Below are 25,707 nucleotides of genomic sequence, written 5' to 3' on the forward strand. Positions count from 1 at the left end.
AGAGTACCAGGCGCCGGGGCGCTTCGACCCGCCCCGCCCGGCCGCGCGGCGGGGAGACCGACGGCGCGGGTCAGGCCCCGTCCGGTGCGGACGGCGAGCTCCGCGCGAGCCGTCGTCCCTCGGCGATCCGATAGGCCTCTCCCACGGTCGCGAGCACGGCCCCGGAATCGTCGACGATCGCTCCCTTGAGGTGCTCGGACAGTCCGCTGCGGTCCAGGTGCTCGTGCAGCTCGGCGGGCACCCCGCAGAGCACCACCTCGATGCCGGCCTCGTGCCATCGGGTCAGGAGCGTGTCGAGCGATTCGAGGAAGGTCGTCGAGGGGATGCCGGCGGAACCCCGCAGCGAGATCACGAGCCCGGCGTCGTGCGTGTCGGCGGTCCGCGGCCACTCCTCCTGCAGGCGGTTCACCTCGGCGAAGAAGCCGGTTCCGGCGTAGTGCAGGACGGTGGTCCGGCCGCTGGGCAGCTCGGCGGGGGCGGGTTCGGTCCGGAAGTCGCCGTCTCCGGTGCGCACCAGCTCCACGATCCGACCGCGCTCGGCGACCTGCACCGCGAACAGCACGATCGACAGGGCCGCGCCGAGGAAGATCGCCTGCTGCAGCGGCAGCTCGGTGGTCGCCGCGAAGGTCACGATCATGGCCGTGGCCGACAGCCGCGAGGTGCGCGTGACGAGCCGGATGTCGTGCCACCGTCCCCGGATCAGCTCGCCGCCGATGACCAGCAGCAGGCCTCCGATGACGGGCATCGGGATGAGGCCGGCGACCGGCCCGACGGTGACGACGATGAGGATCAGCCAGATGCCGCTGAAGACGCCCGCCCAGCGCGTCTGCGCGCCGCTGCTGGTGGCGACGCCCGTGCGCGAGAGCGAGCCGCCCACCGGCAGCGCCCCGAAGAAGCCGCCGGCGACGTTCGCGGCGCCCTGGGCGACGAAGTCCTTCGAGACGTCGGTGCGCGAGCCATCGGGGTTGGGCACCGCCGAGCCGATCCCGGACGCCTGGGCGAGCGCGACCAGGGCGATCGCGAAGGACCCGGCCGCCAGTGCCGGCAGGGATGCCAGGTCCGGCAGCGTGAACGGCGGCAGCGAGCGCGGGATCGCGGCGATGTCGGAGACCTTCTCGACGCCGATCCCCGCGACCCCCACGACCACCGTGACCAGGACGAGGCTGAGGAGCGTGGCGGCCTTGCGGAGCCGCTTGATGCGCACCATGACGGCCCAGGCCGCGACGGTGGAGAGGGACACGAGCAGCGTGGGCACGTCCCACTCGCCGACGTGCAGGAGCGACTCGACGAACTTGCCGATCGTGTTGTGCGCCTGAGGGGCGTATCCCGTGGCGTCGTGCAGCACGCCGGCGACGATCTGCAGCGCGATCCCCGCGGTGAAGCCCGTCATCACGGCGGTCGAGACGAACGACATCACGGCCCCCAGGCGCAGGAGGCCCAGGAGCGCCATCCAGAGTCCGGTCATGACGGTCATGGCGGCGATCGCACCGACGTCGCCGGGATCCAGGCCCGCGTCGGACAGCACGCTGTGGGCCGTCAGCACGATGGCGCTGGTCAGCGTCGTCACCATCAGCACGGTGCGGGAGAAGAAGGCGCCGATGACCGTCGGCACGGCACCCGACCAGAGTCCGAGCGGCGCGGCGAAGCCGCCGACGGTGGCGTAGGCCATGCCCTCCGGGATCGAGAACAGTCCGGTGACGAGACCCGCGGCGACATCGCGCGAGGTCGGCCGGCCGAACCTCGGCGCGTCCCGGCGGCGCGAGGTCTCGTCGGCCCCTCCGCGCGCCCTCACGCCCGCTCCCGCCCCGACGGCTGCGGCCCGGGACGCCGGCGCTCCTCAGGATCCGGTGCGTGCACGTGCGCGAGGGGAGAGGGGGTCATGCGCCACATGGTGGCATGTCCACGAGACCCGCGCACCGGGTGCCGGGCGGGGTGGGGGAGCAGGGGCCGTCGCGGGCCCCGGGCCGTCGCCGCGAGCGGGCCGCGGATCATGACGACGCCGTGGGCCGGTGCCGGGCGAGGGCCCGGAACTCGGGACCTCCGGCGGCCGGCGCCGGGACGAGCATCTCCGGGAGCAGTCGGGCGACGAGCCACAGCGGGGCGAGCGTCAGGCACAGCAGCGGCAGCAGCTGCACGTCGCCGACCACCACGGCCGCCATGAACAGGGCGATCCAGCCGTCGCGGTCGACGGCGATCACGGCGCCCATGACTCCGGCCGCGACGGCGACGGCCGGATGCACGGCCGGCAGCAGCTCGGTCGCCGCGAGTCCCAGGGCGACGCCGACGAACACCGCGGGGAAGACGCGACCGCCGCGGAAGCCCGCCGCGGTGGCGACGACGAGGGCCGCGACCTTGACCACCGCGAGGGCCAGGATCTGGTGCCAGGCGCGCTCGTCCGCCGTCTCGGCGAGCTGCTGCATCTCGTCGAGCCCCTTGAACAGGGTCAGCGGTCCGCCCAGCACGCCGAGGACGCCCAGGACGAGCCCGCCGAGCCCGAGGGCGAGCACGGGGCTGCCGATCGTGTGGACCACGCGGTGCACGATCGGCAGGGCGGAGGCGCCGAGGGCGACCAGCAGCGCCGCGACGATCGCGAGCGCCGGTGCCGTCAGCAGGTCCCACCCCGACGGGGCGAGATAGGCGGCGACATCGACCGAGAAGCTCGGGGCACCGACCGCGTACGCCGTTACCGAACCGGCCCCGGCGGTGACCAGCGGCAGGAAGAGCCGGTCGAACACCCGGCGTCCGTCGGACCCGCGCTCGGCGAACGCCTCGGTGATCAGGAGCGCGGCGGCCACGGGTGTCGCGAACAGCGCGCCGATGGTGCCGGAGGTCGCGAGCACGGTCGGACGGGCCGGGTCGACGGCGGTGCGCGCACGGCGGGAGACCAGCCAGACGGCGAGCGCCACGTTCAGCGCGATGATCGGGTTCTCGGGGCCCAGGCTGACGCCGCCGGCGAGACCGAGGACGAGGGCGAGGGCGAGCCCGGGCAGCGCGTGCACGGGCAGAGGAGGGGCGACCATGCCGGTCGTGGCCGGGTCGTTGCCGGCGTGACCCGGAGTCCACCGGACCGTCGCGCCGACGAGCAGTCCCGTCACGGTGAGCACGCCGACGGTCCACCACCAGGGCAGTCCGTCCGCTCCCGCGAGACCCCACGCGCCGGGCAGCTCCTCCCAGATCGCCACCTGCAGGCGCTCGGCCAGCCAGGACAGCGCCACCAGCGTGACGGCGCACATCACGCCGATCAGCAGCGCCAGGGGCACGGTGCGCAGCAGCTCCGCGCTGGTGGGCGTGCGGACCGGCACGGGCCCTCCCGGGCGGCCGGTCATCGGTCCCCGCCGTCCCTCGGCTCCGGGGGTGGTCCGCTCTCCGCATCGGGGGCGGGGGGATCGGCGTCGTGGGTGACGAGCCAGGTGCGGGCCTCGGCGAGCGCCCGGTTCGTCGACTCCCCGATCAGCCCGGTCGCGGTGAGCGCCTGCACCGGTCCGGTCAGGTCCATGCCGCCGGCGCGCTCGGCCTGCTCCAGCAGCTGTGGGTCCAGGCCGGAGAGATAGAGCCGTCCGCCGTGGGCGGCGAGCTGGCGGGCGTAGTCCGCCATCATCCGGTAGAAGGTCGCCCCGAGGGCGGTGCGCCCGTGGAGTCGGATGATCACGGCCGCGCCCTCGGCGCCTGTGGGATCGGGAAGACGTGCCTGCATGGTCTTCGACCCGGCGTAGAGCAGGCTGCCGTAGACGTCCAGCACCGTGGGCTGGTGGCTGGTGAGCGTTCGCGGCGCCGGCCTCTCCCGGAACCGACCGTCCGGCAGCGGCTCGAGCTCGACGACCTTCAGATCGTTGGTCTCCTGGTTCAGCTGCATCACCAGCGACAGCGCCACGCCGATGCCGACGGCGGCCGCGACCGGGAGGAACAGCGTGGCGAGGAACGTGGTGCCCATGGCGACCTTCGAGGTCAGCGCGGTGCGCCAGATGACCTTGAGCGTGGCGGGTTTGATCGCGCCGATCGCGGCGAAGATCAGCACACCCGCCAGTACGGGCTCGGGCACGAGGCCGACGAGCCCGGAGAACAGCACCACGATCGGCAGCAGCAGCAGGCCGGAGAGGATCGCTGCCCAGCGGGTGCGGGCGCCCACCGCGACGTTCAGCGCGGTGCCGCTGACGGAGCCGCCGACGGGCTGACCGCGGAACAGACCCACCGCGACGTTCGCGATCCCCTGCGCGATGAAGTCGCGGTTCGTGCTCGAGGGCTCGCCGCCCTCGTTGGGGGAGGACTCGCTGACCCCCGCCCCCTGGACGAGGACGATGACCGCGACGGCGGCGGCGCCGGCGACCAGGTCGACGGAGAGCAGGCCGAGGTCCGGCAGGGCCGGTCGGGGGATGCCGGCGGGGATCTCGCCGCCGTCCTGCACCTGGGCGACGCTCTCGAGCCCGGCCAGCACCACCAGGAGGGTGGGCAGGATCAGGGCCGCCAGGGCGCTGACGGAGAAGAAGCGCGTCCGCTGCAGCCCGTACAGGATCCCGAGCGTGAGCAGCCCGACGACGAAGGTCCACGGATCGATCCGACCCAGGTGCCTCACGAGGTCGAAGGCCTTGGCGAGGTTGGTGCTGCCGGAGACCTCGGCTCCCGTGAGACCGGAGAGCTGACCGAAGATGATGCTGGCGGCGACACCGGTGAGGAAGCCCGTCATCACGGAGTGGGAGACGAAGCGGGCGTACCGGCCCAGGCGCGCGACGCCCGCGACGATCATCAGCGCTCCGCTGATGATCGTCAGCAGGAACAGCGCGGAGGTGCGGTGCTCCTCGTCGACGGTCGCGAGCGCGGAGCCCGCCGCGAGCGCCGCCGCGGTGGTGGTCCTGACGATCATCATCCTCGTGCTCGAGGTCAGCCCTCCGACGGCCGGACCGATGATGCTCGAGTACAGCCCGATGACGGGGCTGACCCCGATCAGCGCCGCCGAGGCCATGCCGTCGGGGACGCTGGAGACGGCGCTGGGCATTGCCGCGATGGTGTCCTGGCGCAGGTGGCGGCGCTCGGGGCGGATGCTGCGCAGCCAGGTGCCGGTGGCGGTGAGCGCACCGGTGACGAGTCTCGGTCGCTGCTGCATGCCTCCACCTTCGGCCACGACGGAGTCGGGGACGTCACCCGATCGGGGTGACTGCGTCGCACCGCCTGGAGCATAGACGGCCCACCGTCCCGGACGGGCGGGCGAGGAGAGCGGCGGCGAGGGGCGGCCGCGGCGACCGAGCGCGGCAGGGCATGGACGACCTGGCGCGAGGGACGGTGGATCCACGAGACTGCCGAGGGCGCCGTCGGGAGATTCCGGCGCGGGGCCGTCGCGGGGCGGACCGGTCCATGCAGCACCCCCGGTGCCCCACCCCCGCAGACCACACACCCTGAGCCGCGGCGCCGAGAGCCGCGGACGAGACGTCGGAGGACACGATGGAGATCCACGAGGCCCGCGAGGAGCACCTCCCGGCGATCACCGAGATCCACAACCACGCCGTCGAGCACACCACGGCGATCTGGAACGACACCCGGGTGGACCTCGCGGACCGCGCACGCTGGCGCGAGGAGCGGCGCCGCGCGGGATTCCCCGTCCTGGTCGCGCTCGCCGACGGCGAGGTGCTCGGCTTCGCGAGCTACGGCCCCTTCCGCCCGCATGACGGCTTCCGCCGGACCGTCGAGCACTCGGTGTACGTGCGCCCGGCGAGCACCGGGCAGGGCGTGGGACGCCGACTCATGGAGGCCCTGCTGGACCGGGCCCGGGCCCACGGCGTCCACGTCATGGTCGCCGGCATCGATGCGAGCAACACCGCCTCGATCCGATTGCACGAGGCGCTCGGCTTCCGCAGCGTCGGCATGCTGCCGCAGGTGGGATTCAAGTTCGGGCGCTGGCTGGACCTCGTCTTCCTGCTGCGGCAGCTCGACGACGGCCCGGCGCCCGCGGTCCCCGGGACGTCCTCGGGACCGGAGGACGGCGAGGATCCCCGGGACTGACGGTGCGGCCGGCTCCCGGGCATGGCCGGACCTGCCGGGACGTCCCGACGGGCGGTACGCTCCGGGACGGAGACCGGTGACGCGGCGCAGGGGAGGGGGATCGGTGACACGCAGCATCGTGCTGATCCATGCCGTGCGCTCCTCGCGGACCATGTGGAAGGGCCAGAAGCGTCGGCTGCGGGACAAGGGCTACGAGGTGATCGCCCCGGATCTTCCCGGGCACGGGCGCCGCCGCGGCGAGCCCTTCACGCTCCGGGGAGCGCTCGCGACGATCGACGAGGCCGTCGAGGCCTGCGCGGAGCCGCCGCTGCTGGTGGGGCTCTCCCTGGGCGGCTATCTCACCCTGCACTGGGCCGGCACCCGGCCCGACCGTCTCGCCGGGGTGGTCGCCGCCGACTGCACGATCGTGCCCGGCCCCGCGATGGCCCGGCTCTACGGCCTGTGGATGGCGATGAAGGACTGGATGCCGGGGGACTCCGACGCGCGGATCGCGCGCTCCTTCGCCCGGCGCCACACCCGGAAGGCCGCCCGGCGCTACTACGGCGGGGGCCGCGCCCACGGAGTGATCCGGACCGTCGTGCGCACCATCGGCGCGCTCGATCTGCTGGCCGACGTCGCCGCGATCGACGTCCCGCTGACCTTCGTCAACGGCGAGCACGACCCCTTCCGCCGCCATGAGGCCCTCTTCCTCGAGGTCGCCCGCGACGCGGAGCTGGTGATCCTCGAGGACGCCGGGCACGTCGCGAACCTCTCGCGGCCCAAGCGCTTCACCCGGATCCTCCGCCGCTGCGCGGCCCAGGGCGTGCCGGCATGAACGGCGGCGGTGCGCCCGAGGCGCCGTGGCCGGTGGTGATGGTCCACGGCACCCGCACCTCCCACAGCCAATGGGACCGGCAGGTGCCGGCCCTCCGCGCCGCCGGACACGCGGTGAGCACACCGGACCTGCCCGGCCACGGTGAACGCCGCGACGAGCCCTTCACCCTCGAGGCGGCGCGGGAGGCCCTCGAGCAGGAGGTGCGCGGCGCCGCGCACCGCACGGGGCTGCCCGTGCACCTGGTGGGCAGCTCGCTGGGCGGGATGCTCGCGATCCACGTCGCGGCCCGGAACGCCCGGGCCGAGCCCTCGTTCCCGCTGGGCTCGCTCGTCGCCTGCGGCGCCGCCGTCCAGCCCACCGCCACCACGGCCCGTCTCTACGGGCGGATGATCGCGTGGTCCGATCTGGTGCCGGGCATGCGCCCGGGAGCGGGCGGGCGTGTGTTCCGCATCGTCCTCGGCGCCGAGGGTGCGCGGGCCTACCTGCGCGGCGGCCGTGCCGAGGCGACCGTGGTCGCCCCGGCGATGGACGCCGTGGCGAGCCTCGACCTCCGCGCGGATCTGCGGAGGGTCGAGGTGCCGGTGGCCTTCCTGCACGGCCGCCTCGACCAGCTGCGCCTCGACGAACGCTCCTTCGTCGAGGCCGCGCCGCGGGGCCGGCTCGAGCTGCTCGGCCGCGGCTCCCACCTCGAGAACCTCTCCCGCCCGGATCGCTTCACCCCGGCGCTGCTGCGGGTGCTGGCGCGCTCCGAGCGGGACGTCCGCGGCGCCGGGGTCTGAGACACCGCCGCGCGCCGTAGGCTGGACCCATGGATCACCCCACCCTGCGCGTCGGCTTCGTGCCCGGCGTCGAGCCCGATCGCTTCCTGCGTCGCTGGAAGTCCGGCCGTCGCGACGCCTGGCTCGAGCTCGTCCCGGTGGCCCTCTCGCGCCAGCACGCCGCGCTCGCGGAGGGGGAGGTCGACATGTGCTTCGTCCGGCTCCCGCTGGAGTCCGAGGACCTCCACGCCGTCCCGCTGTGGGAGGAGCGGGCCTCGATCGTGGTCGGCTCGGACAACGTGCTGAGCCTGCTCGACGAGATCGGCGAGGACGACCTGGTGGGCGAGACCGAGATCCCCTCCGAGCACCCCGACGATGCGCGCGGGAGGGTGGAGGTGGTCGCGACCGGCGTCGGCTTCACCCGCATGCCGCTGTCCCTGGCCCGGCTGCACCACCGCAAGGACGCCGTCCACCGCCCGCTCCGCGACGGCGAGCCGACCCGGATCGCGCTGGTCTGGCCCCGCGCGGCCGACGACCCGCTGCGCCAGGAGTTCGTCGGCGTGGTGCGCGGGCGCACCGCCCGCTCCAGCCGCTGATCCCGCCCCCGACCCCCGAGCATCCCCGAGGAGAAGAACCCATGACCGAGCCCGCTCCCCGCATGAACGTCGAGAGCTTCAACCTCGACCACCGCACCGTCGCCGCGCCCTACCTCCGCATCGCGGACCGCAAGGAGCTCCCCGGCGGCGACGTGCTCACCAAGTTCGATGTGCGCTTCACCCAGCCCAATCTCTCCCATCTCGACTCCGAGACGGTCCATTCCCTCGAGCACCTGATGGCCGAGCTGCTGCGCGATCACACCGCGGACGTGCTGGACGTCTCGCCGATGGGCTGCCGCACCGGCTTCTACGTGCTGCTGTTCGGGGACCACACGGCCGAGGGCTTCGCCCCCGTTCTCGAGGCCGGCCTGCGCGATCTCCTGGAGGCCGCGGAGGTGCCGGCCGCCAACGAGGTCCAGTGCGGCTGGGGCGCGCACCACTCGCTCGAGGGCGCCCAGCGGGCTGCGCGCGAGTTCCTCGCGCAGCGCGACCAGTGGGAGCAGGTCACCGCCGGGTGAGCTCCTCGCGCACCGCCGCCAGCAGGCGCGCGGTGCGCTCGTGGTCGGCCAGGTCGTCGACCGTCACCGGGGACAGCGCCGCGTCCGCGAGCGGGATCCGCCAGTTCGGGTGCTCCTCGTCGGTGCCCGGCTGGTTCTGGATCCGCCGCTCGCCCACGCAGTCCACGAGCGAGACGCCCAGCAGCAGCGACGGGGTGCGCGCCAGGTGGCGGTGCAGGGCGATCACCTGCTCCTCGATGCTCGTCGTCCCGTCCGCCAGGAGGCTCTCCGCCCGCAGCATCGCGAGGACCTGCTCCCGGGCCGCGGCGGCGGCGTCGAGCTCCTCGTCGAGCCCGCGCTCCAGCAGGCCCAGCGTGTGGCGGAGCGCGACGTGGTCGCCCTGCAGATAGCCCGCGGCGGGCGGGAGGTCGTGGGTGGACACCGAGGCCATGCACAGGGTGCGGTAGTCCTCCGCGGGCAGCGGCTCGCTCTCGTCGTCGGCCTCGAACCACAGGATCGAGGTGCCCAGGATCCCGCGCTCGACCAGGTGGTCCCGGACCCAGGGCTCGAAGGTGCCGAGGTCCTCGCCCACCACGATCGTGCCCGCGCGGTGCGCCTCGAGCGCGAGGATCCCGAGCATCGCCTCGTGATCGTAGGCGACGTACGCGCCGTCGGAGGCCTCGTGCCCCTCGGGGATCCACCACAGCCGGAACAGCCCCAGCACGTGATCGATCCGCAGCGCGCCGGCATGGCGCATGAGGGTGCGCAGCATGTCGCGCCAGGGCCGGTAGGAGGCCTCGCGCAACCGCTCGGGGTGCCAGGGCGGCTGGTGCCAGTTCTGCCCCTGCTGGTTGTACTGGTCCGCCGGTGCGCCCACGCCGATGCCCTCGGCCAGCACCTCTCGCAGCCGCCAGGCGTCCGCGCCGTGCTGCTCGACCCCCACGGCGAGATCGTGCATGATACCGATCCGCATCCCGGCCTCGCGGGCCGCGGCCTGCGCCGCGCCCAGCTGCTCGTCCAGCAGCCACTGCGTCCACACATGGAAATCGATGCGGCCCGCCAGCTTCCGCCGCGCCTGCTCGACGGTGCTCTCGTCGAGGCGGTGCAGCAGGTCCTCGTCGGCGGTGCCGTGGACGCGCTCGGCGAGCGCGCACCACAGGGCGAAGTCCTCCAGTCCCTGGCCCTCGCGAGCCCGGTAGGCGTCCAGCAGGGCCTGCCGGGCGGCGGTCAGGGGCACGGCGTGCAGCTCCTCGAGCGCCGCGAGCTTCGCGGCGAGCACCCCGTCGCGCTCGAGGCGATCTGTGCGCCGGTTCCCGGCGGCCACCTCCCGCCGCAGCAGCTCGATGCGCTGCCGGGCATGCGCGGGCAGGTCTCTGAGCTCGGGGACGTCCTCGATCCGCAGGTAGAGCGCGCTCGTGAAGCGGCGGGTGACCGGGAGGTACGGGGAGGGCTCCGTCGGCGGGGTCGGGTACGAGGCGTGCAGGGGATTGACGAGCAGGAAGTCCGCGCCGTGGCGGGCACCCGTGATCGCGGCGAGGTCCCGCAGATCGGCGAGGTCTCCGATGCCCCAGGAGCGCTCCGAGCGCACCGAGTACAGCTGGGCCTGGAGCCCGACGGCGCGCCGGGAGGCGAGGTGCTCGTGCGCGGTGAGGCGCGCCGGGGCGACGACCAGATCGGCCTCCTCGGCGCCGTCGGAGGTCTCGGCGACGAGGCGATGCCAGCCCAGGGGGAGTCCTGAGGGCAGGTGGAAGCGGGCACGTCCGCGCAGGGTGCCGTCGAGGTCGTACGGGGGCGTGTGGTCCTCGCCCTGTTCGAGCCGGCGCAGCCCGCCGTCCTCGAGGCGCAGCTGCACGCTGACTGCGGTGCCGTGGTCCACGTGGACGGGGACGGTGCTGGCGAGGTCCTCGCGCAGCACGGTGACCGGCGGCAGGGTCCGGGTCCAGGGGCGGCGCTCGTGCTCGGCGCGCACCGCCGCGATGCCCTCCGCGGAGTCGGCGTCCGCGCCGAGAGCGCGGAGGACGGCGCGCAGTGTGCTGTCCGGGACGTCCTGGACGGTGCCGTCCCATTCCTGGTGCCGGGTGCTCACGCCGAGGTCGCGGGCGAGGTCGCGGAGCGCTGAGGCCATGCGGTCATCGTAGCGGCCCGCGGAGTGATCCCCGCCACGTCCGGACCCGGGACTGAGGGACCGGGGTCTATGTCCAGCTGGGCAGCCACATGCGATAGCGCCACTGCTCCAGGTCCAGCACCTGCCCCGTCCACACCGGCCAGAAGAAGGCGGAGACCAGCACGATGAGGACCAGCAGGGAGCCCACGAACAGCCCGCCGGCCAGGCGCCGCTCCCCGTCCGCTCCCCGGGGGCCGATCACCAGGGCCATCACGTAGGCCAGGCACAGCAGGAACCAGGGCTCGAAGGCGATGACGTAGAAGGTGAAGATGGTGCGCTCGCTGTACAGCAGCCAGGGCAGGTACCCGGCGGCGAGACCGGCCAGCGCCGCCCAGGCCCGTCCGTCGCGGCGCCAGATCGCGAGCACCACGGTGACCGCCAGGGCGAGCGTCCCCAGCCACCAGATCAGCGGGTTGCCGACGGAGAGGATGTGCGCGCCGCACTCGGCGACCTCGCAGCCGTTCTCCCCGTAGTCGAAGGAGCGGTAGTAGAAGTTGGTGGGCCGCAGCTGCAGCAGCCAGCCCGCCGGATGGGCCTGGTAGGGATGCTCGGAGTCCAGGCCCACATGGAACGCGTACGCCTGGCGGTGGTAGAGCCACAGCGAGAGCAGCGAGTCCAGCACGCCGTTGCCGGTGTCCACTCCGCGCTCGGCGGCGAGCTCGCGATGGTAGCCGACGGAGGAGGCGAACCAGCCCGCCCAGGAGGCCAGATAGGTGACCGCGGCGGTGCCCACCATGGCGACGAAGGCGGGGACCGCATCGCGCACCAGTCCGCCCACCAGCCAGTCCCGCTGGCCGATGGTGCGTCGCGCCCACCAGTCCCACAGCACGGTCATGATCCCGAAGACCGCCAGGAAGTACAGCCCGGACCACTTCACGGAGCACGCCATCCCCAGCAGCACCCCGGCCAGCAGGCGCCAGGGCCGCGGGCCGCCGGAGATCCCGAGCGCAGGGGGGTCCTGTCCGAGCTCCTGCAGGTCGACGGCGGCCAGGGCCAGGCGTTCACGGAAGCGGTCGCGGTCGATGAGCAGCGCGCCGAAGGCCGCGAGGGCGAAGAACATCACGAAGGGGTCCAGCAGGCTGGTGCGCGAGTGCACCAGGGCGACGCCGTCGATCGCGAGCAGCAGCGCGGCGATGAGGCCGACGGTCGTGGAGCGGAACAGCCGCCGTCCGATCCGGGCGAGCATCAGCACCGAGACGGCGCCGAGCAGTGCGGAGGAGAGGCGCCACCCCCAGGGGGAGTCGGCCCCCACCAGCGTCATCCCGGCGCCGATCAGCCACTTGCCCAGCGGGGGATGGACCACGTAGGAGCCGGTCTCCTCGTAGGTGTCCACGTCCCCGGCCTCGAAGACGGCGTCGTGCTCGTCCGGCCAGGACATCTCCACGCCCTCTTGCGTGAGGGCGTAGGCGTCCTTGACGTAGTAGGTCTCGTCGAAGATCAGCTCCCCGATCGAGCCCAGCCCCCACAGCCGCAGCACCAGTGCGAGCCCGAAGACGGCCATCGCCCCGGCCCAGGCCATCCTCGAGAGCGGCAGGTCGAAGGTGTGCAGGCGTCGGCGGAAGGAGGCGAGCGCGGTGTCCGGGTCCGCGGGGGGTGCGGCGTGCGCCGGGCCCGCGGCGGAGCCGTCCGACGGCGCGTCCGCGGAGAGCACGGTGTCCTCGGGGCGGGACCCCTCCTCCTCCGTGTGCACTCGCACATGCTAGGACATCGCCGGCGGGGACTCGGGGCGGCCGGTGCTGACTAGCATGGGCGGATGCTCGAATCCGGAGTCCTCACCCTCGCCGCGACCCCGATCGGCAACCCGCTGGACGCCTCGGTGCGCCTGATGCGGGCCCTCGGCGAGGCCGATCTGATCGCGGCCGAGGACACCCGCCGGCTCGCCCGCCTGGTGAGGGAGCTGGAGGTGACCACCACCGGGCGGATCCTCTCCTACCACGAGCACAACGAGGCCGAGCGCACCGATGCGCTGCTCGAGGCGCTGGCGACAGGCAGGCGCGTCCTCGTCGTCACCGACGCCGGGATGCCGGTCGTCTCCGACCCCGGCTTCGCGGCGGTGCGCGCGGCGGCCGCGGCCGGGTACCGGGTCACGGTGATCCCCGGCCCCTCGGCCGTCCTCACGGCGCTCGCCGCCTCCGGCATCGCCCCGGACCGCTTCACCTTCGAGGGATTCCCGCCGCGCCGTGACGGCCGGCGCCGCACCGCGCTCGAGCCGCTCGCCGCCGAGCAGCGCACCATGGTGTTCTTCGAGTCACCGCGCCGCACCGCCGCGACGCTTGCGGCGATGGCCGAGGCCTTCGGGGCCGAGCGCCGGGCAGCGGTCGCCCGCGAGCTGACCAAGACCCACGAGGAGATCGTGCGCGGCACCCTCGCCGAGCTCACGGCCTGGGCCGAGGAGGGGGAGGTGCTGGGCGAGGTGGTCCTCGTCGTCGAGGGCGCCGAGCCCGCCGCCGCCTCGCCCGAGGATCTCGTGGAGCAGGTGCTGGCGCGGGCCGCGGCGGGGGAGCGGCTCAAGGACGCGGCGAAGGACGTGGCCGCACGGCACCCCGGCGTCGGCGCGAGCGCGCTCTACGACCTGGCCCTCGCACGGCGGCGCTGACGCCGGCGGGCCGCCGCCCGCCCGGACGCGAGAACGCCCCCGGCACCAGGTGCCGGGGGCGTTCCCCGAGGATTCCACGCCGGGCCGGAGCCCGCGACGCGATCAGTCGTCGATCTGCAGGAGACCGCGCTGGTACGCCTTCGCCAGGCGGCGCGGCACCGCGGCGGTGCGCCCGCGGACCGTCACCTGCACGAGGTCGGCGTTGTTCGCCTTCCACTGCGAGCGACGGGAGTGCGTGCGCGAACGGGACATCTTGAACTTGGGCACTGCCATGGGACGCTCCTTGACGGTCCGGAGGATGAACGGGTGCTGGCATCCGTCCCGAGCAGCGACCCGAACCCGGTCCAGCGGAATCGGGGCGCTCGGGTGCACGAAAGGACGCGCAACAACGAACTATCCTGCCACATCTCGCGGCACTTCGCCCCCTGCGGGGGCGTGAGCTATCGCACCGCGGCCGCCGTGCCGGAGGGCGGAGCGCTGCGGCTGCCGCCCGGTCGTGGACGGCGGCGCGCCCGGAGCCTCCTACCATGGTCGCATGCCGTCACCGCACGAGACCGAACCCGCTCCCGCCTCCGCCCCTGCGTCTGCCCACGCCCTGGCCCCGGTGCGCGATCGCGAGGCTCTCGATCCGCGCGGAGCGAAGCGCGACCGCTCCTGGCCGCCGGCGCCGGAGCCGCTCCCGTACCCGGTGATCGACAATCACTGCCACCTCGACTTCTCCGACGGCGACGAGGAGCTGGGCGTGCGGGACCATGTCGAGCGTGCCGCGGCCGCCGGGGTGGACGCGCAGATCACCATCGGCTCGGATCTCGAGGCCGTGCGCTGGACCGCCGCCCTGCTCGCGGCGCCGGACCGCCCGGAGAGCCTGCGCGGCGGCGTCGCCGTGCACCCCAACGAGGCGGCGCTGCACGCTCGCGGCACCGATCACGACGGCAACGCCCTGATCGGTCTGGACGAGGCGATCGCGGAGGTGTCCACTCTCCTGCGGGGCCCGGGCATGATCGTGGTGGGGGAGACCGGGCTGGACTGGTTCCGCACCTCCCGCGGGGACGAGCGGGCCCGTGCCGCGCAGATCGAGTCCTTCCGGGCGCACATCGCGCTGGCCAAGGAGCTGGACCTGCCGCTGCAGATCCACGACCGCGACGCCCACCGCGACGTGCTCGAGGTGCTCGACGCGGACGGCGCGCCCGAGCGCACGGTCTTCCACTGCTTCTCCGGCGACGCCGAGTTCGCGCGGGAGTGCGTGGACCGCGGCCACTACCTCTCCTTCGCCGGCACCGTCACCTTCAAGAACGCCGACGGTCTGCGCGGCGCGCTCGCGGAGGTGGATCTGGGGCGCGTGATGGTGGAGACCGACGCCCCCTTCCTCACCCCCGTCCCGTACCGGGGGCGGCCGAACTCCTCGTACCTGATCCCGCTGACCATGGCGACCATCGCGGAGGTCACCGGCACCGAGCTCGAGCACGCCTGCCGCGCGGTGCGCGCGACCACCGAAGAGGTCTACGCCTGGCCGGAAGCGCTCGCGGCATGAGCGGCGCCGAGGGGGCCGGGGCGGGGATGCTGCTGACCGGACGCGACATCCGCGAACTCGCCGAGGCCGCCGGCATCCGGCCCTCGAAGCAGCGCGGTCAGAACTTCGTCATGGATCCCAACACCGTGCGGACCATCGTGGACCGCGCCGGGGTGGAGCCCGGGCAGTCCGTGCTCGAGGTGGGGCCGGGACTGGGGTCGCTGACCCTCGGTCTGCTCGAGGCGGAGGCGGACGTGGTCGCGATCGAGCTGGATCGCGGTCTCGCCGAGCTGCTGCCGATGACCCTGCGCGCCCGCGGGGTGGCAGAGGACCGTTTCCGCCTGGTCCACGCCGATGCCCTCCAGGTCGCCGAGCTGCCGGCGCTGCCGCACGCCGGGGCGCCGACGGCGCTGGTCGCGAACCTGCCCTACAACGTCGCCACCCCGATTCTGCTGACGATCCTCGAACGCTTCGAGAGCATCCGGACTGCCCTGGTCATGGTGCAGTCCGAGGTGGTGGACCGCCTGACCGCCGGGCCGGGCTCCCGCACCTACGGCGGTCCCAGCGTGAAGGCCGCCTGGTACGGCCGCGCCGTGCAGGCCGGGCGCATCTCCCGGCAGATCTTCTGGCCGGTCCCGAACGTCGACTCGGCGCTCGTGGAGCTCGTGCGCCACGAGCAGCCGCTGGGCACCGCCCAGGAGCGCGAGGCGGTGTTCGCCGTCGTCGACGCCGCCTTCGCCCAGCGGCGGAAGACCCTGCGTGCGGCGCTGGCCGTCTGGGCCGGCTCCGCGGCACGCTCCGAGGCGATCCTGCGCGGCGCCGGCATCGACCCCGGTGCGCGCGGCGAGACCCTCGAGATCGAGCAGTTCCGCGCGATCGCCCGCTCCGCGGCGGAGACCGCGCGATGACGCGCGCGCAGCGGCGGGTGGTGGTCCGGGCCCCCGGCAAGATCAACCTGTCCCTGGCCGTCGGCGCCGTCGACGACCACGGCTACCACGCCCTGGCCACCCTGTTCCATGCCGTGGACCTCTTCGAGACCGTCACCGCGACCCGTGCCGACGCGCTGACCCTCGAGGTCGACTCCGAGGTGCCGGGCCGGATCCCGCTGGACGGCAGCAATCTCGCCCTGCGCGCGGCCGAGCTGCTGCGCTCCGAGCACGGCATCGACGAGGGTGCGGCCCTCCACATCCACAAGCAGGTGCCGGTCGCGGGCGGGATGGGCGGCGGGTCGGCCGATGCCGCGGCCGCGCTGGTGGCTCTCGACCAGCTCTGGGGCGTGGGCCTGAGCGGCGAGGAGCTGCGTCGGCTGGGCTCCCGCCTCGGGGCCGACGTCCCCTTCGCGATGCTCGGGCGCACCGCCCTGGGGCGCGGCACCGGCGCGGACCTCACCTCCGTCCTCACCCGTGGTCGATGGCACTGGCTGCTGGCCGTCCCGGGCGGGCACCTGTCCACCCCGGAGGTCTACCGGCGCCACGACGAGATCATCCGCTCCCTGGGACGTGAGCCGGCCGTGGTCCCGGAGGTCGATCCTCAGCAGCTCCAGGCGCTCGGCGCCGGTGACCCGCAGCTGCTGGGCGCCACCCTGCGCAACGATCTCCAGGCCGCGGCCTTCGCGCTGCACCCGGGTCTCGAGCCGGTGGTCGAGTCGGCGGAGCGGCGCGGAGCGCTCGGGGCCCTGGTCTCCGGCTCGGGGCCGACGGTCGCCGCGCTGGTCGAGGACGAGGAGCACGGTCGCGAGATCGCGGCCGGGCTCGCGGCCGACGGGCTTGTCGACTCCTGCCTGCTGGCGCAGGGATCAGCGCCGGGTGCGACCGTGCTCGAGGCGCGCTGAGGCCGGGTCGGCGGGGATACTGGGGGCCCGCACCCCGACCAGAAGGAGCATCATGCCCTCGGCCGTGACCCTCATCCGCTCGTCCTCGCTGTCCGATGTCGCCGAGTACGCCTATGCGGCGACGGCGCCGGCGGAGGCCCGGCTGATCTTCCTGGCCGGATCCTGCCCGCTCGACGCCGACGGGGCGACTGTCGGCATCGGCGACTACGCGGCCCAGGCCGCGGCCTGCGTCGAGACCCTGACCACGGCGCTCGGGGACGCCGGCGCCTCGCTCGAGGACGTCCTGACCACCCGCGTGCTCGTCGCCTCCTCGCGGCAGGTCGATCTCGTCACGGCCTGGGAGGTGGTGCGCGACGCCTTCGGCGACCACGACGTGCCCAGCACGCTCCTCGGGGTCGCGGCACTCGGATACGACCATCAGCTGGTCGAGATCGAGGCCACGGCGGCCGTCGTCGACTGACGGGGCCTCCGGCGGCCCCGGCTGCCCCGGTGCTTCCGGTGCCTCCGGCGATGCCCCGGTGGCCGGCGATCGTCCGCCGAGGCGTCCCTGCCCGATCGCGGGGCGCGATGTGTGCGCCGCGCCAGGGACCGGGCCTCGCGGCATCGGACGACCGCGCCGAGGGGAGGGGGAGCCGGCGGATCCTGGGGCGCAGAATGCCGCGCTTGAGTTCCTGTTCATCATGACACGATGAAAGGGCGCGGCGGGATTTCCGCCACCCTTTCCGGAGTGTATATCCGAGGTCCGACACCTCTGGCGAGAGGGACGTCCGAGGCAGCTGGGAGGCCGGTCTCGTCCACCCCTCGGGCGACGGGCGACGGGTGATGGGCGACGGGGCGCGGGCGGCACGTGTGTCGCCGTCGGCCTCCGTTTCCTGCGCCGACCTCATGCCCTGTGCGTGCCCCGGCCCCGTTTCGCCTGCCGGCACCCGGTGGGCCCGGGCGGACCGACGGCGCGCGTGTCGCGGCCGCCGCGCCGTGGGCATCGCCTGCTCGACGGTGTCCGACCCATCGCCGATCGCGACTCTTCCTCCCCACAGGGTGGTTATCCACAAATTCGCACCACTGGCGAGTAATGAATGTCGAGCCCTTCCCGTCGCGCGGCGTTCATGGGAAGATGTCGGCATGGGAATCGATCAGACGTGCGGGCCGGGTGGTGTCGCGGGAGCCGGGGACGGCGACCGCGAGGCGGCGTGCGCCCCCGCGAGGTCGATCGGCTCGGCCTCCGTGGCCGGACCGGCGGGAACCAGCGGGGCGAGGAGAGCCCTGGAGCGCCCCGCGATCGCGAAGAGCGAGCTGGAGATCGTCGCGCGCGAGGAGGAGCTCCGCCTCGGGACGGTCGACCTCCTGGCCGCCCGTGCCGCGATCTCCGAGATCGGCGCACAGGGGGCGAGCGCCCTGGACAGCCTCTCGGCGGAGGAGGCGATCGCGCTGCTCTCCGGGCTCGAGGGCCTGTCCATGGCGATGTCCGCGCTCCAGGCGCGTGCGCTCGTGCAGCTCGAGTCCGCGGTGATGCAGGACTGCCTCGAGCGCGAGGAGACGCCCCGCACAGCGCGGAAGGTGGCCCGGGCCGAGGCGTCGCGCGCTCTCCGCCGCTCCCGCTCCTCGGCGGGCCGGACGATGGCCACCTGCCGTCGCCTGGTCCAGTCGATGCCCGGCATGCTCACCGCGCTCGCGGAGGGGCGCGTGACGGCGGAGTCCTCCCACCGGGTCGGTCGCGTCATGGGACCGGCGAGCCCCGAGCTGCGCGGACAGGTGGACGAGATCCTCGCTGCGCACGTGCCCTACCTCGAGGACTGCGGGCCCCGGGAATGGGGCGCGGAGGCGGAGAAGGTGCTGCACGGCCTCGATCCCGACGGCGCCGCCGCGCGGCACCATCAGGCCCGCAGGGAGCGGAGCGTCACGGTGCGCCGCACCGAGCACGGGATGGGTGTGCTGACCGCGCGTCTGCCCGGGCTCGACGCCGCCCGGATCCGCAAGGGCCTCTCGCACGCGGCGGAGAAGGCGCGCGCCGAGGGCGACCGGCGCGGACACCAGCAGATCATGGCGGATCTCCTCGCCGATGCGCTGATCGGGCGCGGCGACGGCGTGGACCCCACGGCCCTCGACATCGGCGTCATCATCACCGACCGCTCCCTCCTGGCACCGCGGCATGCGGATGCGGCCACGATCGAGGGTTTCGGGCCCGTTCCCCACGAGCACATCCGTGACGAGATGCGCCGAGCACTGGTGACGGAGGAGGACTCCGACCTCGCGCTCACCCTGCGACGCCTCTACACCGACCCCGAGGACGGGCAGCTGGTCGCCGTCGAGTCCCGGTCCCGGGCGTTCCCGCCGGCGCTCTCGCGCCTCCTCCTGTGGAGCCATGAGTCCTGTCGGGCGCCCTTCTGCGACGCGGACATCCGCCACAACGACCACATCGTCCCCTGGTCCCAGGGTGGTCCGACCTCCCGGGACAACGGCAACGGGCTGTGTGCGGGCGACAACCAGAAGGAGGAGTCGGGGGAGAGCGTCCGAGTCGTCACCGATGAGGACGGGACACGGCGGACCGTCGAGTGGACCACGCGGTACGGGCAGAAGGCCCGGCGCCGCGGCGTCAACCATGATCCCGTCGGCACCGCGCGACGCCGGGCGGAGCGGGGCCGGGCCCGTTCCGCGGCCGGGACCGCCCCCTCGGAGCACAGGAGCGAGCTGGAGGACGGGACCCAGGCCCCGCTGCACCGGGCTCTCACCGAGCTGGAGGTGCCCCTCACCGCGCTTCCCGACGAGCACGCGATCCTGGGCGGTGGCGGTCGAACCCGGCACTGGCTGCGGCAGCAGCGCAGGGACTACATCGTCCGCGGCGGAGTCGTGATGGTCGAGGGAGCGCCGCCGGGCCCCGCGCCGCCGCCCGGGTCCTGATCCGGGCGACGGTGGCGCGACCGTGCCATGTCCGGCCGCGCCACGAGGTCACTCCACCAGCTCGGACAGCTCCAGCCAGCGCTCCTCGAGCTCCTCCACCTCGCGCTCGACCGCGCGCAGCTCCTCGGTGATCGACTGCAGTCCCTGGTAGTCGGACTGGTCGTGCGCGGCGAGCGTGGCATGCAGCGACTCGGTCCGCGTGCCCAGCTTCGCCATCCTCCGCTCCACGGCTCCGAGCTCCTTGCGGGCGGCATGCACCTCGGCGCCGGAGAGCGCGGGGGCGGAGTGGGTCCGGTCGGCGTCGGATCCGGCTGCGGCGGAGCTCGGACCGGCGGTGGAGCGGGTCGCGGGCTCGGCCGGTGCCGTGGTCCCCGCCCCCTCCGCGCGCAGCGCCAGGTACTGCTCGACACCGCCGGGCACGTGCCGCACGGTGCCGTCCAGCACCGCGTACTGGGTGTCGGTGACGCGCTCGAGCAGGTACCTGTCGTGCGAGACCACGATCAGCGGACCGGGCCAGGTGTCCAGCAGATCCTCCATCGCCGCCAGCATGTCGGTGTCCATGTCGTTGGTCGGCTCGTCGAGCACCAGCACATTGGGCTCCTCGAGCAGGGTCAGCAGAAGGTCCAGGCGGCGCTGCTGTCCGCCGGAGAGGGCGCCCACCAGCACCTTCTGGTGCGCGGTGGTGAAACCGAGGCGCTCCAGCAGCTGACCCGGCGTGACCTCGTCCTTGCCGGCGCGGAAGCTGCTGCGGTACCGGCCCACCACGTCGCTGACCCGTGAGCGCAGATGGTCCTGCAGCCCCTCGAGCCGCTGGGAGACCTGCCGGACCGTGACCGTCGTGCCCCGCTTGACCCGCCCCGCCTGCGGCTCGAGATCCCCGGTGATCAGGGCCAGCAGCGTCGACTTCCCGGCGCCGTTGGGTCCGAGCACGCCGATGCGGTCGGCGGGACCGATGTGGAGGGTGACGTCGCGCAGGACGGTGGTGTCCTCGTACCCGGCGTCGACGTCGAGCACGTCGATGACGTCCCGGCCCAGCCGGGAGGTGGCCAGCTGCGTGAGCTCGACCGTGTCGCGCACCGGCGGCTCGCCGGCGATCAGCTCGTTGGCGGCGTCGATCCGGAACTTCGGCTTGGAGGTCCGCGCCGGCGCACCGCGGCGCAGCCAGGCCAGCTCCTTGCGCATCAGGTTCTGGCGCTTGGACTCGATCGCCGCGGCCTGTCGATCGCGCTCGACCCGCTGCAGGACGTACGCGGCGTAGCCGCCCTCGAAGGGATCGACCACGCCGTCGTGGACCTCCCACATCCGGGTGCAGACCGCATCGAGGAACCAGCGATCGTGCGTGATCACCACCAGCCCGCCGTCCTTCGCGCCCCAGCGGCGGCGCAGGTGCTCGGCCAGCCAGGAGATGCCCTCGACGTCCAGGTGGTTCGTGGGCTCGTCGAGGAGCAGCACATCCCAGTCGCCGACCAGCAGCTCGGCCAGGTGCACGCGGCGCAGCTGCCCGCCCGAGAGGTCAGCAAGCGGGGTCTCGAGGTCGATCTCCATCAGCAGCCCGGCGAGCACGTCGCGGATCCTCGGGTCCGAGGCCCACTCGTACTCGGGGCGGTCGCCCACCACCCGTTCGCGCACCGTGGTGCCGGCCGTGGCCTCGTCCTGCTGGGTGAGCACGCCGATGCGCACCCCGCCGCGCACGGTGACCCGTCCCTCGTCGGGTTCCTGGGTGCGTGCCAGCAGGCGCAGCAGGGTCGACTTGCCGTCGCCGTTGCGTCCCACCACGCCGATCCGGTCGCCCTCGTCGATGCCGACGGTGATGTCGTCGAGCAGCACGCGGTCGGGGAGCGCGACGTGCAGGGACTGGGTGCCGAGCAGATGAGCCATGCGGGAGTGAGTCCTCGGTTCGTTCGATGCGGGGGGCGGCGCGTGGTCACCGCGGAAGGGGGTCGTCCACCTCGAAGGTGAGAAGGAGCGAGCGGAGGGTGGCGGCCAGATCCGTCGCGCCGGCGCCGCTCAGCGGTTCGAGCAGCTCCCGCTCGGCCGCCAGCAGGCGCTCCATCGCCTGGTCCACCCGGGCCACGCCCTCGGACCGCAGCCGCACCTCGACCGCGCGGCCGTCGTGCGGGCTGCGGTTCTTGCTGACCAGGCCGCGGGCCGCCAGCTTGTCGATCCGAGTGGTCATGGTGCCGCTGGTCACGAGGGTCTCGTGCATGAGAGCGCCGGGGGAGAGGGCGTCGTCGCCGCTGCGGCGCAGGGCGGAGAGCATGTCGAACTCCCACCCGTCCAGGCCGGCGTCGGCGAAGGCCGCGCGCCGGGCGACCTCCAGGTAGCGCGCCAGGCGGGAGATGCGGGAGAACACGGCCAGCGGCGCGATGTCCAGGTCCTCGCGCGCCCGCTCCCATCCCTCGAGGATGCGGTCGACCTCGTCGCGTCGGGGCGCGGCGGAGTCCTCGGGCGTGGTGGGCATGGGGCGAGTCTAGGGGCGGGGCGCGGCGCACGGCATGCGGCCGCCGATGCGGGTGGTGCGCGCCACCCGCGGCGTGGTCGCCGACCGGCCGGGAGCCTCCGCCCGCTCAGCGGCGCGCGGCACCGCGCAGCGCGGGCTTCTTCTCCAGGGCGCTCAGGCCGTGCCAGGAGAGGTTCACCATCCGCGCGGCGACGATCTCCTTCGCGGGCGTGCGCGACTCCAGCCACCACTGGCCGGTGTAGGCGACCATGCCCACCAGCATCTGCGCGTAGAGGGCGGCATCCCGCGCCGGATAGGCGTGCAGGGACAGCTGGGCGGCGAGGATCTCCTCCACCCGCCGCGCGACGTCCGTGAGCAGGGAGGAGAAGGTGCCACCGGCGTGGCTGACGGGGGAGTCGCGGACCAGGATCCGGAAGCCGTCCTCGTTCTCGTCGATGTAGGACAGGAACGCCAGGGCCGCCCGCTCCATGAGGACCCGGGGATGGGCCCGCGGATCCGAGAGCGAGTCCTCGAGGTCGGAGAGCAGGGTGGAGACCTCCCGGTCCACCACCACGGCGTAGAGCCCCTCCTTGCCGCCGAAGTGCTCGTAGACGATGGGCTTGGACACCTTCGCGCGGGCGGCGATCTCCTCGACCGTGGTCATGTCGAAGCCCTTCTCGGCGAACAGCCGGCGCCCCACGGCGACCAGCTGCTCGCGCCGCTCCCGGCCCGTCATGCGGGTCGACGCCCTGCGAGAGGTCGTTCTGTCCACCATGGGCGTGAGTCTCCCACACGGCCCTCGACCCCGCCGGGCCGCTCCCGCGGGGGCGGCCCGTGCCGCTCCTCCGGCCCGGCCCGTGCCACTCGGCGCGGGCGATAGGATCGGCCCGCGCCCGCGGCGCCGCCCGCTCCTGCCGGCGCCCAGAGGGCCCGGTGCGACGGCCGACGACGACGGACCGTTCCGCCATGGTGTAATCGGCAACACCTCAGATTTTGGTTCTGAAGTTTCAGGTTCGAGTCCTGATGGCGGAACGCTCACCGCCTCGCCGGCGGTGCCGCCGCACACCACCCGTCGACCCCGAGGAGCCGCAGACGTGGACACCGTCGAGACCATCGCCCCCGCCGCCGTGATCGTGCTGGCCGCGGGCGCCGGGACCCGCATGAGGTCCCGCACCCCGAAGGTCCTGCACGAGATCGGAGGGCGCTCGCTGCTGGTCCATGCGCTCACCGCCGCGGAGGGCACGAGCCCCGCCGAGCTGGTGGTCGTCCTGCGCCACGAGCGCGACCGCGTCGCCGCGCACCTCGCCGAGCACGCCTCCGAGGCCACCGTCGCGGACCAGGACGAGATCCCCGGCACCGGGCGCGCCGTCCAGTGCGGCCTCGAGCAGGTCGCCGCCGCCGACGGCACCGTCCTGGTGACCTACGGCGACGTGCCGCTGCTGGACCCGGCGACCCTGCGGGAGCTGGTCGGCGCGCACGAGAGCGCCGGTGCCGCCGTCACCGTGCTCACCGCGCGGGTCGAGGACCCGACGGGCTACGGCCGGATCCTGCGCAGCGAGGACGGCTCGGAGGTGCTCGGCATCGTCGAGCACAAGGACGCGAGCGATTCCCAGCGCTCGATCGACGAGATCAACTCCGGCATCTACGCCTTCGACCTCGCCGTCCTCCGCGACGCGCTGGGCCGCATCGGCACCGACAACGCGCAGGGCGAGATGTACCTCACCGACGTGCTCTCCGTCGCCCGGGCCGACGGCCGCTCGGTGCGCGCCGTCGTCACCGAGGACGTGATGATGGTCGAGGGCGTCAACGACCGCGTCCAGCTCGCCCAGCTCGGCGCCGAGATGAACCGGCGCACCCTCGAGCGGCACATGCGCGCCGGCGTCACGGTCGTCGACCCCGCGACCACCTGGATCGACGCCGACGTCACCATCGCGCAGGACGCCGTCATCCTCCCGGGCGTGCAGCTCCACGGCGCCACCGAGATCGGCGAGGAGGCCGTGATCGGGCCCGACACCACGCTGCGCGACACCGAGGTGGGCGCCGCGGCGGAGGTCGTCCGCTCCCACGCCCTGCTCGCCGTGATCGGCGAGGGGGCCTCCGTCGGCCCCTTCTCCTACCTGCGGGCCGGCACCGACCTGGGCGCGACGGGCAAGATCGGCGGCTTCGTGGAGACCAAGAACGTCTCGATCGGCGAGGGGGCGAAGGTTCCGCACCTCAGCTACGTCGGCGATGCCGAGATCGGCGAGGGCACCAACATCGGGGCGGCGACGATCTTCGCCAACTACGACGGAGTGGACAAGCACCGCACCACCGTGGGCCGGCACGTGCGTGTGGGCTCCGACAACGTCCTGGTCGCCCCCGTCACCATCGGCGACGGCGCGGCGACCGGCGCCGGGACCACTGTGCGCAAGGACATCCCGCCCGGTGCCCTGGGCGTGAACGCGGTGTCGCAGCGGAACGTGGAAGGATGGACCCTGCGACGCCGTGCGGGGACCGCGGCCGAGGTCGCGGCCCGTGCCGCGCTCGAGGCCGAGGACCGGTCCGCTGCCCAGACGCCCGCAGCCACAGCCGCCGAGGAGCACAAGGAGCACGAGCAGCGATGAGCGGAATCGTCACCACGGGGGAGAAGCGACTGGTGCTCGCCTCCGGCAGAGCCCATCCGGTCCTCGCGCAGGAGGTCGCCGAGGAGCTCGGGGTCGAGGTCCTGCCGATGGACGCCTGGGACTTCGCCAACGGGGAGATCTATGTGCGCTACGGCGAGTCCGTGCGCGGCACCGATGTCTTCGTGCTGCAGTCCCATCCGGCGCCCATCAACACCTGGGTGATGGAGCACCTGATCATGATCGACGCGCTCAAGCGCGCATCGGCCAAGCGGATCACCGCGATCGCTCCGAGCTTCCCCTACGCCCGCCAGGACAAGAAGCACCGCGGCCGCGAGCCGATCTCGGCGCGGCTGATGGCGGACATGTACGAGACCGCGGGCGCGGACCGGATGATCTCGGTGGACCTGCACGCCCCGCAGGTGCAGGGCTACTTCAACGGCCCGGTCGACCACCTCATGGCGCTGCCGATCCTCGCCGAGTACATCCAGGCGCAGTACGGCCACGAGGACATCGCGGTCGCCTCGCCCGATGCCGGCCGCATCCGCGTGGCCGAGCAGTGGGCGAAGAAGCTCGGCGGCGTGAACCTCGCCTTCATCCACAAGTCCCGCGACCCCAAGCGGCCCAACCAGGCCGTGGCCAAGCGCGTGATCGGTGATGTCACCGGCAAGACCTGCATCCTGGTCGACGACATGATCGACACCGCCGGCACCATCGTCCAGGCGGCGGATGCGCTGGTCGCCAACGGTGCCTCCTCCGTCGTCATCGCGACCACCCACGCGATCCTCTCCGATCCCGCCACCGAGCGCCTCGAGGCGAGCTCCGTGCGCGAGGTGGTCTGCACCAACACCCTGCCGATCCCCGCGGAGAAGCAGTTCGACCGCCTCACGCAGCTCTCGATCGCCCCGCTGCTGGCGCGTGCGATCCGCGCGGTCTTCGACGACGGGTCGGTGACCAGCCTCTTCGACGGCGAGGTCTGAGCGGCAGTCGCAGCAGCACCGACGTCGGGGGG

The 25,707-nt window shown here is 73.6% G+C and carries 22 protein-coding genes and 1 tRNA gene; 14 read left to right on the plus strand and 9 right to left on the minus strand.

Annotated features, from left to right (window positions below; genetic code table 11):
* Positions 1–70: 70 nt before the first annotated feature.
* The 3 genes from CXH06_RS16930 to CXH06_RS16940 all read right to left on the minus strand — a co-directional run bounded on the left by CXH06_RS16930 (position 71) and on the right by CXH06_RS16940 (position 5,098).
* Positions 71–1,792, minus strand: a complete 1,722-nt coding sequence (locus CXH06_RS16930; protein ID WP_114856376.1) for a SulP family inorganic anion transporter — start codon at positions 1,790–1,792, stop codon at positions 71–73.
* Positions 1,793–1,988: 196 nt separating this feature from the next.
* Entirely contained in the window at positions 1,989–3,326 is a 1,338-nt protein-coding gene (locus CXH06_RS16935) for an ion channel protein (RefSeq protein WP_114856377.1), read from the minus strand.
* Positions 3,323–5,098, minus strand: a complete 1,776-nt coding sequence (locus tag CXH06_RS16940) for a SulP family inorganic anion transporter (RefSeq protein ID WP_114856378.1) — start codon at positions 5,096–5,098, stop codon at positions 3,323–3,325. Before CXH06_RS16940 ends, CXH06_RS16935 begins: the two co-directional genes overlap by 4 nt.
* A 335-nt stretch (positions 5,099–5,433) precedes the next feature.
* Here CXH06_RS16940 and CXH06_RS16945 point away from each other — a divergent pair, with 335 nt between their 5' ends.
* The 5 genes from CXH06_RS16945 to CXH06_RS16965 all read left to right on the plus strand — a co-directional run bounded on the left by CXH06_RS16945 (position 5,434) and on the right by CXH06_RS16965 (position 8,677).
* A complete protein-coding gene (locus CXH06_RS16945; RefSeq protein ID WP_114856379.1) occupies positions 5,434–5,991 on the plus strand; it encodes a GNAT family N-acetyltransferase in 558 nt (185 codons plus the stop codon).
* Between the two features lie 103 nt (positions 5,992–6,094).
* Entirely contained in the window at positions 6,095–6,805 is a 711-nt protein-coding gene (locus tag CXH06_RS16950; protein WP_114856380.1) for an alpha/beta fold hydrolase, read from the plus strand.
* Positions 6,802–7,584 (plus strand): alpha/beta fold hydrolase, encoded by a 783-nt coding sequence (locus CXH06_RS16955; RefSeq protein WP_114856381.1) that lies wholly within the window; start codon positions 6,802–6,804, stop codon positions 7,582–7,584. The genes CXH06_RS16950 and CXH06_RS16955 overlap by 4 nt, the downstream gene beginning before the upstream one ends.
* Positions 7,585–7,613: 29 nt before the next feature.
* Positions 7,614–8,159, plus strand: coding sequence for a LysR substrate-binding domain-containing protein (locus tag CXH06_RS16960; RefSeq protein ID WP_114856382.1), 546 nt, complete (start codon positions 7,614–7,616; stop codon positions 8,157–8,159).
* 41 nt (positions 8,160–8,200) lie between these two features.
* The gene (locus CXH06_RS16965) at positions 8,201–8,677 is read left to right on the plus strand and encodes an S-ribosylhomocysteine lyase (RefSeq protein WP_114856383.1); all 477 of its coding nucleotides are present in this window, start codon (positions 8,201–8,203) and stop codon (positions 8,675–8,677) included.
* Here CXH06_RS16965 and malQ read toward each other — a convergent pair.
* Together malQ and CXH06_RS16975 are read right to left on the minus strand one after the other, a co-directional pair.
* The gene (gene malQ, locus CXH06_RS16970; protein WP_114856384.1) at positions 8,664–10,781 is read right to left on the minus strand and encodes a 4-alpha-glucanotransferase; all 2,118 of its coding nucleotides are present in this window, start codon (positions 10,779–10,781) and stop codon (positions 8,664–8,666) included. The genes CXH06_RS16965 and malQ overlap by 14 nt on opposite strands.
* A 67-nt stretch (positions 10,782–10,848) precedes the next feature.
* A complete protein-coding gene (locus tag CXH06_RS16975) occupies positions 10,849–12,510 on the minus strand; it encodes a dolichyl-phosphate-mannose--protein mannosyltransferase (protein WP_232820407.1) in 1,662 nt (553 codons plus the stop codon).
* Positions 12,511–12,573: 63 nt separating this feature from the next.
* Here CXH06_RS16975 and rsmI point away from each other — a divergent pair, with 63 nt between their 5' ends.
* The gene (gene rsmI, locus CXH06_RS16980; protein WP_114856385.1) at positions 12,574–13,416 is read left to right on the plus strand and encodes a 16S rRNA (cytidine(1402)-2'-O)-methyltransferase; all 843 of its coding nucleotides are present in this window, start codon (positions 12,574–12,576) and stop codon (positions 13,414–13,416) included.
* Positions 13,417–13,518: 102 nt separating this feature from the next.
* On the opposite strand, the gene rpmF is transcribed toward rsmI, so the two are convergent.
* Positions 13,519–13,689 (minus strand): 50S ribosomal protein L32, encoded by a 171-nt coding sequence (gene rpmF / locus CXH06_RS16985; RefSeq protein ID WP_114856386.1) that lies wholly within the window; start codon positions 13,687–13,689, stop codon positions 13,519–13,521.
* Positions 13,690–13,951: 262 nt separating this feature from the next.
* Between rpmF and CXH06_RS16990 the strand changes: the two genes are divergently transcribed.
* The 5 genes from CXH06_RS16990 to CXH06_RS17010 all read left to right on the plus strand — a co-directional run bounded on the left by CXH06_RS16990 (position 13,952) and on the right by CXH06_RS17010 (position 19,655).
* Positions 13,952–14,947, plus strand: a complete 996-nt coding sequence (locus tag CXH06_RS16990; protein WP_114856387.1) for a TatD family hydrolase — start codon at positions 13,952–13,954, stop codon at positions 14,945–14,947.
* Positions 14,944–15,834, plus strand: coding sequence for a 16S rRNA (adenine(1518)-N(6)/adenine(1519)-N(6))-dimethyltransferase RsmA (gene rsmA, locus CXH06_RS16995; protein WP_114856388.1), 891 nt, complete (start codon positions 14,944–14,946; stop codon positions 15,832–15,834). Before CXH06_RS16990 ends, rsmA begins: the two co-directional genes overlap by 4 nt.
* Positions 15,831–16,757, plus strand: coding sequence for a 4-(cytidine 5'-diphospho)-2-C-methyl-D-erythritol kinase (locus CXH06_RS17000; RefSeq protein WP_114856389.1), 927 nt, complete (start codon positions 15,831–15,833; stop codon positions 16,755–16,757). Before rsmA ends, CXH06_RS17000 begins: the two co-directional genes overlap by 4 nt.
* A 52-nt stretch (positions 16,758–16,809) precedes the next feature.
* On the plus strand, positions 16,810–17,217 hold the full coding sequence (locus CXH06_RS17005; protein ID WP_114856390.1) for a RidA family protein: 408 nt from the start codon (positions 16,810–16,812) through the stop codon (positions 17,215–17,217).
* A gap of 662 nt (positions 17,218–17,879) precedes the next feature.
* Positions 17,880–19,655, plus strand: coding sequence for an HNH endonuclease signature motif containing protein (locus tag CXH06_RS17010; RefSeq protein ID WP_114856391.1), 1,776 nt, complete (start codon positions 17,880–17,882; stop codon positions 19,653–19,655).
* A gap of 48 nt (positions 19,656–19,703) precedes the next feature.
* Here the strand turns inward: CXH06_RS17010 and CXH06_RS17015 are convergent, their stop codons facing one another.
* The 3 genes from CXH06_RS17015 to CXH06_RS17025 form a co-directional block, all read right to left on the minus strand.
* The gene (locus tag CXH06_RS17015) at positions 19,704–21,533 is read right to left on the minus strand and encodes an ABC-F family ATP-binding cassette domain-containing protein (protein WP_114856392.1); all 1,830 of its coding nucleotides are present in this window, start codon (positions 21,531–21,533) and stop codon (positions 19,704–19,706) included.
* Between the two features lie 46 nt (positions 21,534–21,579).
* The gene (locus CXH06_RS17020) at positions 21,580–22,116 is read right to left on the minus strand and encodes a MarR family winged helix-turn-helix transcriptional regulator (protein ID WP_114856393.1); all 537 of its coding nucleotides are present in this window, start codon (positions 22,114–22,116) and stop codon (positions 21,580–21,582) included.
* A 106-nt stretch (positions 22,117–22,222) separates the two neighbouring features.
* Complete coding sequence (locus tag CXH06_RS17025; protein ID WP_114856394.1) at positions 22,223–22,870, minus strand: TetR/AcrR family transcriptional regulator; 648 nt, start codon at positions 22,868–22,870, stop codon at positions 22,223–22,225.
* A 185-nt stretch (positions 22,871–23,055) separates the two neighbouring features.
* Between CXH06_RS17025 and CXH06_RS17030 the strand changes: the two genes are divergently transcribed.
* The 3 genes from CXH06_RS17030 to CXH06_RS17040 all read left to right on the plus strand — a co-directional run bounded on the left by CXH06_RS17030 (position 23,056) and on the right by CXH06_RS17040 (position 25,675).
* Positions 23,056–23,127 (plus strand) — tRNA-Gln (locus CXH06_RS17030).
* 128 nt (positions 23,128–23,255) lie between these two features.
* Positions 23,256–24,698 (plus strand): bifunctional UDP-N-acetylglucosamine diphosphorylase/glucosamine-1-phosphate N-acetyltransferase GlmU, encoded by a 1,443-nt coding sequence (gene glmU, locus CXH06_RS17035; RefSeq protein ID WP_369832999.1) that lies wholly within the window; start codon positions 23,256–23,258, stop codon positions 24,696–24,698.
* Positions 24,695–25,675, plus strand: coding sequence for a ribose-phosphate diphosphokinase (locus tag CXH06_RS17040; protein ID WP_114856396.1), 981 nt, complete (start codon positions 24,695–24,697; stop codon positions 25,673–25,675). The genes glmU and CXH06_RS17040 overlap by 4 nt, the downstream gene beginning before the upstream one ends.
* Positions 25,676–25,707: the final 32 nt, after the last annotated feature.

The sequence above is a fragment of the Brachybacterium sp. YJGR34 genome, from assembly GCF_003347015.1.
Taxonomy (GTDB): Bacteria; Actinomycetota; Actinomycetes; order Actinomycetales; family Dermabacteraceae; genus Brachybacterium.

Coding starts and splice junctions, on each gene's coding strand:
- CXH06_RS16935 (WP_114856377.1), bottom strand. CDS start 3,326: ATGACCGGCCGCCCGGGAGGGCCCGTGCCGGTCCGCACGCCCACCAGC.
- CXH06_RS16940 (WP_114856378.1), bottom strand. CDS start 5,098: ATGCAGCAGCGACCGAGACTCGTCACCGGTGCGCTCACCGCCACCGGC.
- CXH06_RS16945 (WP_114856379.1), top strand. CDS start 5,434: ATGGAGATCCACGAGGCCCGCGAGGAGCACCTCCCGGCGATCACCGAG.
- CXH06_RS16955 (WP_114856381.1), top strand. CDS start 6,802: ATGAACGGCGGCGGTGCGCCCGAGGCGCCGTGGCCGGTGGTGATGGTC.
- CXH06_RS16960 (WP_114856382.1), top strand. CDS start 7,614: ATGGATCACCCCACCCTGCGCGTCGGCTTCGTGCCCGGCGTCGAGCCC.
- CXH06_RS16965 (WP_114856383.1), top strand. CDS start 8,201: ATGACCGAGCCCGCTCCCCGCATGAACGTCGAGAGCTTCAACCTCGAC.
- malQ (WP_114856384.1), bottom strand. CDS start 10,781: ATGGCCTCAGCGCTCCGCGACCTCGCCCGCGACCTCGGCGTGAGCACC.
- rsmI (WP_114856385.1), top strand. CDS start 12,574: ATGCTCGAATCCGGAGTCCTCACCCTCGCCGCGACCCCGATCGGCAAC.
- rpmF (WP_114856386.1), bottom strand. CDS start 13,689: ATGGCAGTGCCCAAGTTCAAGATGTCCCGTTCGCGCACGCACTCCCGT.
- CXH06_RS16990 (WP_114856387.1), top strand. CDS start 13,952: ATGCCGTCACCGCACGAGACCGAACCCGCTCCCGCCTCCGCCCCTGCG.
- rsmA (WP_114856388.1), top strand. CDS start 14,944: ATGAGCGGCGCCGAGGGGGCCGGGGCGGGGATGCTGCTGACCGGACGC.
- CXH06_RS17000 (WP_114856389.1), top strand. CDS start 15,831: ATGACGCGCGCGCAGCGGCGGGTGGTGGTCCGGGCCCCCGGCAAGATC.
- CXH06_RS17005 (WP_114856390.1), top strand. CDS start 16,810: ATGCCCTCGGCCGTGACCCTCATCCGCTCGTCCTCGCTGTCCGATGTC.
- CXH06_RS17010 (WP_114856391.1), top strand. CDS start 17,880: ATGGGAATCGATCAGACGTGCGGGCCGGGTGGTGTCGCGGGAGCCGGG.
- CXH06_RS17015 (WP_114856392.1), bottom strand. CDS start 21,533: ATGGCTCATCTGCTCGGCACCCAGTCCCTGCACGTCGCGCTCCCCGAC.
- CXH06_RS17020 (WP_114856393.1), bottom strand. CDS start 22,116: ATGCCCACCACGCCCGAGGACTCCGCCGCGCCCCGACGCGACGAGGTC.
- CXH06_RS17025 (WP_114856394.1), bottom strand. CDS start 22,870: ATGGTGGACAGAACGACCTCTCGCAGGGCGTCGACCCGCATGACGGGC.
- glmU (WP_369832999.1), top strand. CDS start 23,256: ATGAGGTCCCGCACCCCGAAGGTCCTGCACGAGATCGGAGGGCGCTCG.
- CXH06_RS17040 (WP_114856396.1), top strand. CDS start 24,695: ATGAGCGGAATCGTCACCACGGGGGAGAAGCGACTGGTGCTCGCCTCC.